Source organism: Spongorhabdus nitratireducens (genome assembly GCA_947387575.1).
In the GTDB taxonomy this organism is placed as follows: domain Bacteria; phylum Pseudomonadota; class Gammaproteobacteria; order Pseudomonadales; family Endozoicomonadaceae; genus CANDOC01.
Map to the genome: position 1 here is coordinate 207,439 of CANDOC010000011.1, position 12,658 is coordinate 220,096.

At 48.3% G+C, this 12,658-nt stretch carries 11 protein-coding genes, 2 tRNA genes and 1 rRNA gene; 6 read left to right on the forward strand and 8 right to left on the reverse strand.

Annotated features, from left to right (window positions below; translation table 11 throughout):
* Window positions 1–64: 64 nt before the first annotated feature.
* The 5 genes from ACYZZ0_RS19360 to ACYZZ0_RS19380 form a co-directional block, all read right to left on the reverse strand.
* Window positions 65–1,987 carry a PrkA family serine protein kinase gene (locus ACYZZ0_RS19360; protein ID WP_461538306.1) on the reverse strand — a complete coding sequence of 641 codons (1,923 nt, stop codon included), beginning with the start codon at window positions 1,985–1,987 and terminating at the stop codon, window positions 65–67.
* A 472-nt stretch (window positions 1,988–2,459) separates the two neighbouring features.
* Window positions 2,460–3,560 (reverse strand): dihydrolipoamide acetyltransferase family protein, encoded by a 1,101-nt coding sequence (locus ACYZZ0_RS19365; protein WP_461538307.1) that lies wholly within the window; start codon window positions 3,558–3,560, stop codon window positions 2,460–2,462.
* A gap of 74 nt (window positions 3,561–3,634) precedes the next feature.
* Window positions 3,635–4,621 (reverse strand): alpha-ketoacid dehydrogenase subunit beta, encoded by a 987-nt coding sequence (locus ACYZZ0_RS19370; RefSeq protein WP_461538308.1) that lies wholly within the window; start codon window positions 4,619–4,621, stop codon window positions 3,635–3,637.
* On the reverse strand, window positions 4,618–5,712 hold the full coding sequence (gene pdhA, locus ACYZZ0_RS19375; RefSeq protein WP_461538309.1) for a pyruvate dehydrogenase (acetyl-transferring) E1 component subunit alpha: 1,095 nt from the start codon (window positions 5,710–5,712) through the stop codon (window positions 4,618–4,620). Before pdhA ends, ACYZZ0_RS19370 begins: the two co-directional genes overlap by 4 nt.
* A gap of 150 nt (window positions 5,713–5,862) precedes the next feature.
* A complete protein-coding gene (locus ACYZZ0_RS19380; RefSeq protein ID WP_461538310.1) occupies window positions 5,863–6,909 on the reverse strand; it encodes a Leu/Phe/Val dehydrogenase in 1,047 nt (348 codons plus the stop codon).
* A gap of 348 nt (window positions 6,910–7,257) precedes the next feature.
* Here ACYZZ0_RS19380 and ACYZZ0_RS19385 point away from each other — a divergent pair, with 348 nt between their 5' ends.
* Window positions 7,258–7,605, forward strand: a complete 348-nt coding sequence (locus ACYZZ0_RS19385) for a PilZ domain-containing protein (protein ID WP_461538311.1) — start codon at window positions 7,258–7,260, stop codon at window positions 7,603–7,605.
* Between the two features lie 113 nt (window positions 7,606–7,718).
* Here ACYZZ0_RS19385 and lrp read toward each other — a convergent pair whose 3' ends face one another.
* On the reverse strand, window positions 7,719–8,207 hold the full coding sequence (gene lrp / locus ACYZZ0_RS19390) for a leucine-responsive transcriptional regulator Lrp (protein WP_461538312.1): 489 nt from the start codon (window positions 8,205–8,207) through the stop codon (window positions 7,719–7,721).
* A 317-nt stretch (window positions 8,208–8,524) separates the two neighbouring features.
* Here lrp and ACYZZ0_RS19395 point away from each other — a divergent pair, with 317 nt between their 5' ends.
* The 5 genes from ACYZZ0_RS19395 to ACYZZ0_RS19415 all read left to right on the forward strand — a co-directional run bounded on the left by ACYZZ0_RS19395 (window position 8,525) and on the right by ACYZZ0_RS19415 (window position 11,879).
* The gene (locus ACYZZ0_RS19395) at window positions 8,525–9,658 is read left to right on the forward strand and encodes an ABC transporter ATP-binding protein (protein ID WP_461538313.1); all 1,134 of its coding nucleotides are present in this window, start codon (window positions 8,525–8,527) and stop codon (window positions 9,656–9,658) included.
* The gene (locus tag ACYZZ0_RS19400; RefSeq protein WP_461538314.1) at window positions 9,655–10,563 is read left to right on the forward strand and encodes an ABC transporter permease subunit; all 909 of its coding nucleotides are present in this window, start codon (window positions 9,655–9,657) and stop codon (window positions 10,561–10,563) included. The genes ACYZZ0_RS19395 and ACYZZ0_RS19400 overlap by 4 nt, the downstream gene beginning before the upstream one ends.
* Complete coding sequence (locus tag ACYZZ0_RS19405; RefSeq protein ID WP_461538315.1) at window positions 10,560–11,483, forward strand: ABC transporter permease subunit; 924 nt, start codon at window positions 10,560–10,562, stop codon at window positions 11,481–11,483. Before ACYZZ0_RS19400 ends, ACYZZ0_RS19405 begins: the two co-directional genes overlap by 4 nt.
* 90 nt (window positions 11,484–11,573) lie before the next feature.
* Window positions 11,574–11,647: transfer RNA gene (locus ACYZZ0_RS19410), tRNA-Gly, on the forward strand.
* 156 nt (window positions 11,648–11,803) lie between these two features.
* Window positions 11,804–11,879: transfer RNA gene (locus ACYZZ0_RS19415), tRNA-Trp, on the forward strand.
* A gap of 168 nt (window positions 11,880–12,047) precedes the next feature.
* On the opposite strand, the gene ACYZZ0_RS19420 is transcribed toward ACYZZ0_RS19415, so the two are convergent.
* Both ACYZZ0_RS19420 and rrf read right to left on the reverse strand, forming a co-directional pair.
* The gene (locus ACYZZ0_RS19420; RefSeq protein ID WP_461538316.1) at window positions 12,048–12,458 is read right to left on the reverse strand and encodes a hypothetical protein; all 411 of its coding nucleotides are present in this window, start codon (window positions 12,456–12,458) and stop codon (window positions 12,048–12,050) included.
* Between the two features lie 124 nt (window positions 12,459–12,582).
* Window positions 12,583–12,658: ribosomal RNA gene (gene rrf, locus ACYZZ0_RS19425) — 5S ribosomal RNA — on the reverse strand; the annotation flags it as partial.

The following is a 12,658-nucleotide window of genomic DNA, read 5'->3' on the forward strand; positions in this document are numbered from 1 at the left end:
CCGGCTGTGTCCGGCACCTTTTCCCTGCACCGGACACGCCCCTGTTTACTACTTATATTTTAGCTTACTGCGATTTACGAACCCGGATGTACCACTCGGACAGCAAGCGAACCTGCTTCTCGGTATAACCACGTTCCATCATCCGCTGTACAAAGTCGTTGTGCTTGCGCTGATCTTCATTACTACCTTTAGCATTAAAGGAAATAACCGGCAGCAGATCTTCTGTATTCGAGAACATCTTCTTCTCAATTACAGTACGCATTTTTTCATAACTGAGCCAGCTTGGATTCTTGCCGTTGTAATTCGCCCGGGCCCGCAATACGAAATTAACCACTTCATTACGGAAGTCTTTCGGGTTGGCAATGCTGGCTGACTTCTCGATTTTTTCCAGCTCATCATTGATGGCAACACGATCAAGAATATCGCCAGTCTCGGGATCACGATATTCCTGATCCTGAATCCAGAAGTCGGCGTAAGTGATGTAACGGTCAAAGATATTCTGACCATACTCACTATACGATTCGAGATAAGCAGTCTGGATTTCCTTACCGATAAACTCGATGTATTTCGGCCCCAGGAATTCTTTCACAAAGCGCAGATAGCGCTCCTGTGTATCCTGCGGGAACTGATGCTGTTCGATCTCTTTCTCCAACACATAAAGCATATGCACCGGGTTAGCCGCCACTTCAGAGGGGTCAAAGTTAAAGACCTTGGACAGAATCTTGAAGGCAAAACGGGTGGAAAGCCCTTCCATACCTTCATCCACACCGGCACTGTCTTTATATTCCTGCAGCGGCTTGGCCTGGGGATCGGTATCCTTCAGATTTTCACCATCGTAGACCCGCATCTTGGAGAACAGGTTGGAGTTTTCCGGTTCCTTGATCCGCGACAGCGTGGTGAACTGTGCCAGCATCTTCAGCGTATCCGGAGCACAAGGTGCATCCCGCAGCGAGCTGTTGGCCAACAGTTTTTCGTAGATTTTCACCTCTTCACTGACCCGGGTACAGTAAGGCACCTTGACGATATTTACCCGGTCAATAAACGCTTCATTGGTCTTGTTATTACGGAAGGTTTGCCACTCGGACTCATTGGAGTGGGCAAGGATAATACCGTCAAACGGAATTGCACCCATGCCTTCGGTACTGTTGTAGTTGCCTTCCTGAGTTGCGGTCAGCAGCGGGTGCAGGACCTTGATCGGAGCCTTGAACATTTCCACAAATTCCATAATGCCCTGGTTGGCATTACAGAGTGCACCGGAGAAGCTGTAGGCATCCGGGTCATTCTGGGAATATTCTTCCAGCTGACGAATATCGACCTTACCCACAAGGCTGGAGATATCCTGGTTGTTCTCATCACCAGGCTCGGTCTTGGCAATAGCCACTTGATTCAGAATACTGGGATAGAGCTTCACCACCTTAAATTTGGTGATATCACCACCGTATTCATTCAGGCGCTTCACTGCCCAAGGGGACATCAAACCGCGGATATAGCGACTGGGGATACCATATTCTTCTTTCAGAATTTCCGTATCTTCGGTCGGATTAAACAAGTTCAATGGTGATTCATAAACCGGTGAGCCCTTGATGGCATAAAAGGGCACACGTTCCATCAACGCTTTCAGACGTTCAGCCAGCGATGATTTACCACCACCTACAGGTCCCAGCAGATAGAGAATCTGTTTCTTTTCTTCCAGCCCCTGCGCCGCATGTTTGAAGTAAGAAACAATCTGCTCAATCGCTTCTTCCATACCGTAAAATTCAGAAAAGGCAGGGTAGCGTTTAATCAGTTTGTTGGAAAAAATCCGGCTCAGACGAGAATCTCTGGAAGTATCAATCATCTCCGGTTCGCCAATCGCGGAAAGTAATCGCTCCGCCGCATTGGCATAAGTGGTTGGGTCTTCCTTGCATCGTTGCAGATATTCCTGAAGGGTCAGTTCTTCCTGCTGGACGCTTTGATAACGTTCCTGAAATTTATTGAATATATCCATGTTATACCTGCCCCTGTGGTTCGGTTCAGCCTGCCCGGTGGTTTGTTTTCCACAGCTCGACGGCAACACTACAGAGCTGCTTTTCTCGGCAGGAAACCAATGCGTTGGATTGCACTCTGGCGGCCCGCCGCGTCCTTGTCAGCAGCCGGGGATAGAGTTCCCCGGGTTTAAACAGTGGGTATTTTTTGTTCTTATTCACTGACTTACCTTGCCAATGAATTTTTTCTACCCTTTTAACTGTTTGATGTGTCTTTTTTATTAGAAGCCTGCGCCTTTGATTGCAGGACTTAATGGATTTGCTTGTTTAAGCAGGCAAATACACTATTCAAAAAATTGACACTTACTTGATTCTTGAATTTTTTAAGGCATTGTGCAACCAAAAACGTTGCACAAATGATGAATTATTTGTTTTTTCGGCTTTCCATCATCAAAAAATTATTATCTTTCAATGATGGAAAACCAAAGATAGCGGTTAGTTTTTGAGATGTTCAATTAGCACGGCAAGAAAGCGGGCAGCTTCGCCACCAGTGGCTGCACGGTGATCAAATGTAAGCGACAACGGAATTGTTTTATGGGCTTCGATATTACCCTCAACCGCCACAGCTGCCTGATGAATACGCCCTACACCGATAATACAAACCATCGGCGGAACAACAACCGGCGTCGCAAAACGGCCGGCAATTGTGCCGAAATTGCTCAGAGTTATCGTCGCTCCCTGCAAGTCTTCCTGAGGAATTGAACGATCAGCAACGCCGGCACGTAATTCATCCAGCCGCTGTCTCATTTCTTTTCCATTACACTTTTCTGCATGGCGCAGCACGGGAACAAAAAGCCCCTGTGGAGAATCAACAGCAACACCGATATCAACCGATTTGTGCTGTCGTACAGAAAGATTCGGACCATCAAACCAGGCGTTCAAAGCTGGCTCAGTATTGGCTGCAGCAACAATAGCCTGCAGCAGCCGAATGGTAATATCCTCACCTTTTTTCCAGTGATGAATATCCACTTCATCAAACAGGGTTACTGCCGAAACCTGCTCATGGGACTGAGCCATAGTGCGCGCCATATGCTTGCGTACACCCTTGAGTGGCATACCATCCGGAAACAGGGCCGGTGGTTTGGCAGCAGCTTCAACATCCTGCGCGGTAATTGTTTTTCCACCACTGCTTTGAGCCAGTGTATTCAGATCGACTTTTAATTGCCGGGCCAAAGCTCTTACTGCCGGTGTAGCTTTAATTACCGGCCCTGTTGCAGCAGCGGCGCCAATAATAAAATCATCGTCTTCATCCTGATGGCTTACAGCTTCTTCAATTTTGCCAACAACGGTTCCGGCTTCTTCATCACCGGCAAAACCCACCAGCGGCTCACCGGTATGAATCGTGTCACCGGGCTGACCAAACAGTTTCTCAACCACACCATCACAGGGTGACGGCACATCTACAACAGCCTTGGCAGTTTCAACAGCAACAATAATCTGGTCTTCCTTAACTTCATCACCTTCGCTTATTTTCCACTCGACAATATCTGCTTCAGGAATACCTTCACCGAGATCAGGCAGTTTGAAAAACTTCATTATCAGTACCTTTATTTATGAAACCCGTTATTTATGAAGCCCTTGTTTGTAAAAACAGGCTGATGTACTGCTATCTACTGATACTCAAGTGTTTCTTTGGCAGCCTGAACAATATCTTTTGAACTCAGCAAGTAGTGATGCTCCATTCGGTAATAGGGCATCGTGATGTCGTATCCGGTTAACCGCCTGACTGGCGCCTCCAGACTCAGAAAGGCCTGACTGGAAACTTCTGCAGCAATTTCAGCACCAACACCGAAACTGCGAGCCGCTTCATGGATAATGACGCAGCGCCCGGTACGGGAAACAGAAGCCAGAATGGTATCCATATCCAGTGGTTTTATAGTGGCCACATCAATGACTTCAGCATTGATACCTTCCTGCTTCAGTTGCTGCCATGCTTCCAGAGTTTCCTTCACGCATGCGCCCCAGGTGACAAGCGTGATGTCATCCCCCTGTTTGAGCGTAAAGCAGGTGCCAATGGGTAACTCTTTACCATCATCAGGAACCGGTTGTTTAACCGCACGGTAAATGCGCTTGGGCTCCAGGAAAATAACCGGATCTGGATCATTGATGGCTGCCAGCAACAAACCATAAGCTCGACGTGGCGATGAAGGCATCACAACTTTTAATCCGGGAATATGAGCCAATAACGCTTCGGTACTTTCAGAATGGTGTTCCGGTGCATGAATTCCGCCACCAAACGGCGCTCTCATCACCATCGGACAGGTAAGCCGGCCCCGGGTGCGATTTCTCATTCGGGCAGCATGGGAGATCATCTGTTCATAAGCAGCAAAGATAAAACCCATAAACTGGATTTCAGCAACCGGCTTCAGTCCCTGGCTGGCCATGCCAATGCTGATACCCGCAATCAGGGTTTCCGCCAGCGGAGTATCCATCACCCGTTTCAGACCAAACTTTTCTTTCAGGTCGACGGTTGCCCGAAACACACCGCCATTTGTGCCAACATCTTCTCCCAACACCACGACATTATCATCATGGGTCATCGAATAGTGCAGGGCCTGATTTACTGCTTCCACCAGCGTGATACGTTGTTCACTCATATCGAAGACTCCTGCCCGGCTGCTTGCCCAGTCATTCTTGAAAGTGCTTCCTCTTTCTGGCTCTCCAGCCCTGGCGGAATCTCAGCATAGTGATAATCGAACAGTTCCGAAATCGGTTGATGCGGTGTATTCAGATAGTTCTCGACGGCTTTCTGAACTTTGGCAGAGGCTTCTTCCTGAAGTTGCTGTTCCTTACCTTCATCCCAGTGATCGTTCTGATGCAGCCAGGTTTGTAACCGTTTAATCGGCTCTTTCAGCCAAGCCTGCTTCAGTTCTTCGGAAGGTCTGTAGCGTGTCGCATCATCAGCCGTGGTGTGGTCGCTGAGGCGGTAGGTGATCGCCTCAATAACAGTTGCCCCCTTGCCACAGCGGGCATGCTGCAAAGCCTGATCAATGGCTTCATGCAATGCAATGACATCATTACCATCCACCTGCACACACGGCAGCCCCGCAGCGATACCTTTCTGAGCCAGCGTCGGTGCACCACACTGCAACTTACGAGGAACAGAGATAGCCCACTGGTTATTGTTGATAATAAAGACCATGGGCAGCTGCCAGACACCTGCCAGATTCAGTGCTTCAAGAAAGTCCCCTTTAGATGTCGCTCCATCACCGCAACTGCACAAGACGGCGTTGTGTTGATTGCGAATTCGCATTGCGGTCGCAATGCCTGCAGCATGGCCGGCCTGAGTTGCAATAGGCACACAGTTGGGAAAGTCTTTGCGTTGCGAAGGCCGCGCACTGCCTCTTTCATCCCCCCCCCAATAGAGATAAATATCTTCAATCTCCATTCCTCGTTGTAGCTGACCCGGCACATCGCGGTAATAGGGTACCAGCACATCATCATGCTGTAACAGATGACCAAATACGGTACTGACCGCTTCCTGTCCCATGCAGGAAGGATACGTGCCCATTTGACCGGTACGCTGCAAAGCAATGGCTTTCTGGTCTACAACTCTGGCCAGAACCATTTGTCGGTAATAGTGGAGGAGAATATCCGGGTTTGCTGTCCAGTCCGGAAGGGGGGCAATCGGCGCCCCCTTTTCATCCAGGTACTGAAGAAAAGGAACCTCAACACGAGGAGTTATCATGCAGTAGCCTCTTCAGATGTTATTACTATGAAAATGCCGCTGTTTTCATAGTTAGGCGTGGCGACATTTTCTGCTCATGGCTGATCGGTCGTTATCCACAACGCTCATCCCTGAAGACACCTTGGGGGTAGTGTTATGTATGGCTTCTGTTCAGCTTGCTACAGCTTCATCATTATTGCCATAGAGAATTTGTTCCGCCATCCGGTCTGCAATGAGACTGCTTGCCTCTCCGCTTTGTTCCTGACGATGAAACAGTTTCAGCAAGGTATCACCCAATTCATCAACCCGGTGATAAATATCTGCTTCTGATTGCCCTTCATGGCTCATCGCAACAAAGATTAGTCCACCCGCATTAATCAGGTAGTCCGGTGCATAAAGAATACCCTGTCGATAAAGCGCCAGACCAACTTCCGGTCCTGCCAGCTGGTTGTTGGCTGAGCCGGCAATGGCAGAACAACGCAGTTTGGGAATCAGCTCTTCGGTTAGAATGTGACCAAGCCCACACGGGCTCAGGATGTCGCACTCTGTTGTCAGAATTTGATCCACCGGTACAGTGTTCGCACCAAACGCATCAATACAACACTGGCGCCGTTCCTCATCAATATCAGCAACCTGCAACTGCGCACCCGCTTCATGTAACAGGCGGCACAACTCGAATCCGACGTTACCTGCGCCCTGAACGGCAACACGCAATCCCTGCAATGTATCCGGTAACGCATCTGAGGCCTGCAGGCAGGCTTTAATCGCAGCAAAGACACCTCTGGCGGTATAGGGGGATGGATCACCACTGTGTGAAGTACAAGTGACATGCCTCGTTTCGGTGGAGATCCAGTCCATATCCTGCAACATGGTGCCGCTGTCCATCGCAGTGATATAGCGTCCGCCCAACTCCTCGACAAAGCGTCCAAAAGCCTTGAACAGTGCCTCACGGTCATAAGCCTCAGCTGGCTCCATAATCACTGCCTTGCCACCACCAAGATCAAGTCCGGCTAATGCCGCTTTGTAGCTCATTCCCCGGGCCAGATCGATGGCGTCTGCCAGCGCATCTTCCGTGTGGTCATAAGGTATACAGCGACATCCTCCCAGAGCCGGCCCGCGCCGTGTGCTATGAATAGCAATCATGGCTTTTAAACCCGTTGGTTTATCGTGCCGGAAATGAATGTCGTTGATTTGTGCTTCTTTCATTCGGCTGAACATGTGGGTCCCTCCGTGCACCAGACAGGTATAGAAACTTCAGGTTAGTCTCTTCCAGGAGCTTGTCGGACTTGAAACTGTCCCACAGGTTCCCCGGTGTCGATTCATTGTTTTAATTTTAGTACACAGCGAAAGAAGGCAGCGTTTTAGAGGGTTACAGGCTGATTCGCTTTAAAATAAATGTCCCCGTATACTGAAATTCCATTCTCTGAAAAGACAAAGAACAATAACAAACCTTAAAAAGGGTTTATCTAAGTCATTTTGCCATGGAATAAAGCAGTAATTATTCAGTCATAAACAGAATATATAAGGATTGTTTTCTTAATTGAGAACAAACGCCAGGAGTGCATTATGGATGAAACCATAAAAGAACAGCGTCTAAATCCTCGGAAGCAACTCGAGGCTGATGCCAGAGTCTGTTTAAGCGAAAACGGAGAAGATATCGGTCAACTGTCTGATGTATCCAGTACCGGTTTCAAATTGCATACCCACCGGGCAGTCAAGCCCAGCGAAACTTTTGAATTTGATCTCTCATTGCCCCCCCAGTATCCGGGCGTCAGAACGATCAGGCTTCAGGCGGAGTGTGTATGGTGCCAGCCTACGGTAGAAGATACCGAAAAGTTTGCTGCCGGTTTTCAGCTGATCGAAATAGAAGAGCAGGATTCGGTTGCACTCAAATATTTCATCCGGGATTACTAACGCAAAAGAAAATAGCCCCGAACATTAATATTCTCAGACAACACACCCTTCATGGCCTGCAGCATGCTGTCACTCAATGCTTGGCAAAATTCTGCAGGCCGTGATTACCCTGTTCAGTCCAGAATGGGCAGATTCAGAGTTTCCTTCACTTCTTCCATCACAATATAGCTTTTGGAATCCCGTACACCGGGCAGCTTGAGCAGGATATCCCCCAGCAGCTCACGGTAAGATGCCATTTCGGAAATACGGGCTTTAATCAGGTAATCGAAATCACCGGATACCAGATGACATTCCAGAACGTTAGGCAGACTGCCTACAGCCTGACGGAATTCGTCAAAAATATCTGCAGACTTCGAGTAAAGACTGATTTCGACAAAAACCAGCAAACCGGCACGTAACTGCTTCGGGTTAAGAACAGCCGAGTAGCCCTGAATAATACCTTCGCGTTCCAGTCGCTTAACCCGCTCCATACAAGGGGTCGTACTCAGGCCCACCTGGTCAGCCAGATCCACATAGGAGATACGACCATTCTCTTGAAGGGCGCGCAGAATATTTTTGTCAATTCTGTCCAGCTGACGAGTAACTTCTTTTCTACTTCTCATGATGTACAGACAAGGCTCATGGGTAACTGAAAAAGTGAGGGAGGAAGTACGGAATCGTACGAATTACGACTCTATTTTATACTCCTGACACTCCCTGTCACCGCGGAAAGTGAAAACAGCGGCTAATAATAGCAGGTATCGCACGGGATACTACGATCAAAAAGCACTGTCTTGACACGGATTAAATAAGTACATCTGCCACCATTTCCAACCCGATACAAATCAGCGAGAATGCGCCGCCTCGGTAAAAGAGAATAAACCCCTCATATTTCCGGTGTCACACATGGTTCTGAAACGCTTGTAAGAGAAAAGCTGCAATGACATTACCTCCAGGGGCGTGCAAACAGTCACAGCCTGAAAAAAAAGAAGTGCTGCTGTCGATCGAAAAAGTCAGCAAACATTTTGATGAAACCGTAGCGGTTGATGATGTCACCCTGAAAATCAATAAAGGTGAATTTTTTGCTTTGCTCGGTGGCTCAGGTTCCGGCAAGTCAACTTTATTGAGAATGCTGGCAGGTTTTGAACAGCCATCCGAAGGACGCATCATCCTCGATGGTCAGGATATAACCAACCTGCCACCTTACAAGCGTCCCATAAATATGATGTTTCAGTCTTACGCCCTGTTTCCACATATGACGGTGGAACAAAACGTCGCATTCGGGCTGAAGCAAGACAAGCTGCCCAAAGATGAAATTCGTGACCGTGTTAATGAAATCCTGAAACTGGTTCATATGACCAGCTACGCCCGCCGTAAGCCACATCAGCTATCCGGTGGTCAGCGCCAGCGGGTTGCCCTGGCACGTTCTCTGGCCAAGCGCCCGAAACTGCTGTTGCTTGATGAACCGATGGGCGCACTGGATAAAAAGCTGCGCACCCGCATGCAACTCGAAGTTGTCGATATTCTTGAAGAAGTAGGCGTCACCTGCCTGATGGTAACCCATGATCAGGAAGAAGCTATGACCATGGCTGATCGCATTGGCATTATGGATGCCGGCTGGATTGTCCAGGTCGGAACCCCGGTGGATATCTATGAAACCCCCAATTCACGCATGATTGCCGAGTTTGTGGGCTCGGTAAATATCTTCAAGGGCGAAATTGAGCATCAGGAAGCTGATCACGTAATGATCAACTCTTCAGCCATTACAGCGCCAATTCATATCGGACATGGTATTACCAGTGCACTCGAAGAGCCCCGAGTCTGGGTTGCAGTGCGTCCGGAAAAAATGCTGGTTACCCGGGAAAAACCGGAACAGGAATATAACTGGACCAAGGGTGTAATCGAAGATATTGCCTACCTCGGTGCCCAGTCCGTTTATCATATCCGCCTGCCTTCCGGCATGCTGATTCAATCTCACCGTGCCAATGTCATTCGGACTGCCGATCACCCGACCTGGGAGGACGAAATCTACGTTAGCTGGGACTCAACCAGTGGAGTTGTCCTGAACTCATGAATGCATACACCTCCCATTCTGACCGGAATGTTCTCCGCCGTATTGTCACGGCCATTCCTTACCTGTGGTTGCTGATTTTCTTTATGGTGCCCTTTGCCATCGTACTGAAGATCAGTTTCGCCGAGGCAATGGTAGCCATTCCTCCTTTCAGTGATCTTGTCACCTATGCTGATGAACAGCTGGAAATACTGCTAAATCTGGGTAACTACTTTTATCTGGTAGAAGACAGTCTGTATATCAATGCTTATCTCGGCGCGATAGAGATTGCATTTGTTTCTACAGTGCTGTGCCTGCTGCTGGGATATCCCATGGCTTACGCCATGGCCCGGATGGAGTCCAAATGGCAAAACATTCTGTTGTTGCTGATTCTATTACCATCATGGACTTCATTCCTGATCAGGGTTTATGCCTGGATGGGCATCCTGAGTACCAACGGTCTACTCAACAACAGTCTGATGTGGCTCGGTATGATTGATCAGCCACTGCAGATCATGAATACGAATATCGCCGTCTACATAGGCATCGTATACGCCTATCTGCCGTTTATGGTGCTGCCCCTCTATGCCAACCTGGTAAGACTTGATAATTCGCTACTGGAGGCCTCAGCAGACCTCGGAGGACGTCCTCTGACAACGTTCCTCAAAGTGACCCTGCCACTGTCCAAAGCCGGCATCATCGCCGGCTCCATGCTGGTATTTATTCCTGCAACCGGAGAATACGTTATTCCTGAGTTATTGGGTGGCTCAGAGACGCTAATGATAGGCAAACTGCTATGGCAGGAGTTCTTCAGTAACCGCGACTGGCCCATCGCTTCAGCGCTGGCCATGGTGATGCTGGTTGTGCTTGTGGTACCGATTATGCTGTTCCAGCACCAGCAGTCCCGTGAACTGGAGGGACAACGATGAGCCGCAGTCGTTTCAGTTTTTCCAATATCATGCTGATACTGGGTCTGATCTTTTTGTACCTGCCCATGCTGGTGCTGATTGTCTATTCCTTCAATGAGTCCCGCCTGGTGACCCTCTGGTCAGGTTTTTCCACCAAATGGTACTTTGAACTGTTTGAAGATGATCAACTGATCAGTGCGGTATGGACCAGTCTGGAAATTGCTTTCTTCAGTGCCACTATGGCTATTGTGCTGGGAACCATGGCCGCACTGGTTGTCAGCCGCTTTGGTAACTTCCGTGGCAGAACCCTGTTTAACAGTATGATTGCAGCCCCTTTGGTAATGCCTGATGTGATCATCGGTATTTCCCTGCTACTGCTGTTTGTCTCCATGGCACAGATGTTTGGCTGGCCTGCAGAGCGGGGCATGACCACTATCTGGATAGCTCATGTCACCTTCAGTACGGCTTATGTTTGTGTTGTTGTCTCTTCCCGCCTGAAAGAAATGGATATCTCCATTGAAGAAGCGGCGATGGACTTGGGTGCACCACCGGTCAAAACATTTTTTCTGATAACACTGCCATCAATCATGCCGGCTGTTGTAGCTGGCTGGCTGCTGGCTTTTACCCTGTCACTGGATGATGTGGTGATTGCCAGCTTTGTATCCGGTCCTGGCGCCAGTACATTGCCGATGGTTGTCTTTTCGTCTGTGCGGCTGGGGGTATCGCCTAAAATCAATGCTCTGGCCACCCTGATCATCTTTGCCGTGTCTCTGGTCGCTTTTATTGCCTGGTGGCTGATGCGACGCGCAGAGAAGCAACAACAGCAGCAAATGGCTCTGATGAGTAAAAGTGAAGAGCTGCATATTGAAGAGCAGCGCCAACAAAATCCGGATGATGAAACCGGTCTCGAACAACCTGCCACACTTCTGTTAAGGCGCTGACTGTCGTCTGTCACTTGCAGAGGTTAAGAAACTATCGCTAGTATTTTCTTAGCCTCTGTATTTACTGCCTTTCTACTCTTCTTCAGGAATGCGGGTGTAGCTCAATGGTAGAGCTTTTGGTTCCCAACCAAATGACGAGGGTTCGATTCCCTTCACCCGCTCCACACATCTCTATCCTACTCCCGTATTTACCTTGCCTCGTCCTCTCAGCCTCAGACAGTTGACCCTGACAGCACTCTGCTTTAGTATTCTTTCCGCAGTTCGGCGTGGCTATCCTTTGCTACGCCAGAGATAGACGGCAGTTTGTCGCAGTCTTCTGCAGGCCACTAGCTCAATTGGTAGAGCACCGGTCTCCAAAACCGGGGGTTGGGGGTTCGATTCCCTCGTGGCCTGCCATATTCTTCTTTTCCTCTTATCCCTTTTCTTATCCTATCCAATTCAGCTTCTTTTATTCTGGTTATTGCCTCAGAGCCTCAACTGACCAAATCTACAGACGTTTTCTAAAATCACATGGATATCCTACCAAGCCCATAAACGTCACCTGATATCGTTTGCACTGATCTTCTAAAGTACATTCAAGAAATCCAAACGAACTTTATAGAACTTACCAAAATCCTTGAATTCCCAGCCTGATGTTAGATCACTGATTTTATCGTTGAGTGGGACATCGTACTCAAATGAATAATCAGATGTGCCATCTAACGGATATAAAGTTGGGTTAGCACTCTCAGATATATCTTTCGGGTTGCTATAGATAATTTCTGGGTTGTCATCTCGGAAAATAGTACCAGGACAAAAATGGTCATTCTCAATTTCGTCTTTGTACTTGTCTGGTGTATACGCATCACCATAGTTCGGAGGGAGATCAATCAAAGCGAATGCTTCATCCCATTTACCTTGTGCAATTAACTCAAACCAGTCACTCACAAATTGCTCGAATAAAGCTGCTGGATGCTTATTTGATCTTTCGATCATAGTTTTGACGTATAACTGAAGGGTTGAGAGTTTTTCTCACAATCACCCAGTTACCTGATTTTTTTTTATTCTGCGCATACGAAAAAACCCCAGCAGAGTTATCTGCTGGGGTTTTATATTTAAAGCCTGACGGTGACCTACTCTCACATGGGGAGACCCCACACTACCATCGGCGAGGAACCGTTTCACTACTGAGTTCG

Coding starts and splice junctions, on each gene's coding strand:
- ACYZZ0_RS19380 (WP_461538310.1), bottom strand. CDS start 6,909: ATGTTCAGCCGAATGAAAGAAGCACAAATCAACGACATTCATTTCCGG.
- ACYZZ0_RS19400 (WP_461538314.1), top strand. CDS start 9,655: ATGAATGCATACACCTCCCATTCTGACCGGAATGTTCTCCGCCGTATT.
- ACYZZ0_RS19360 (WP_461538306.1), bottom strand. CDS start 1,987: ATGGATATATTCAATAAATTTCAGGAACGTTATCAAAGCGTCCAGCAG.
- ACYZZ0_RS19385 (WP_461538311.1), top strand. CDS start 7,258: ATGGATGAAACCATAAAAGAACAGCGTCTAAATCCTCGGAAGCAACTC.
- ACYZZ0_RS19370 (WP_461538308.1), bottom strand. CDS start 4,621: ATGAGTGAACAACGTATCACGCTGGTGGAAGCAGTAAATCAGGCCCTG.
- ACYZZ0_RS19420 (WP_461538316.1), bottom strand. CDS start 12,458: ATGATCGAAAGATCAAATAAGCATCCAGCAGCTTTATTCGAGCAATTT.
- ACYZZ0_RS19405 (WP_461538315.1), top strand. CDS start 10,560: ATGAGCCGCAGTCGTTTCAGTTTTTCCAATATCATGCTGATACTGGGT.
- lrp (WP_461538312.1), bottom strand. CDS start 8,207: ATGAGAAGTAGAAAAGAAGTTACTCGTCAGCTGGACAGAATTGACAAA.
- ACYZZ0_RS19395 (WP_461538313.1), top strand. CDS start 8,525: ATGACATTACCTCCAGGGGCGTGCAAACAGTCACAGCCTGAAAAAAAA.
- pdhA (WP_461538309.1), bottom strand. CDS start 5,712: ATGATAACTCCTCGTGTTGAGGTTCCTTTTCTTCAGTACCTGGATGAA.
- ACYZZ0_RS19365 (WP_461538307.1), bottom strand. CDS start 3,560: ATGAAGTTTTTCAAACTGCCTGATCTCGGTGAAGGTATTCCTGAAGCA.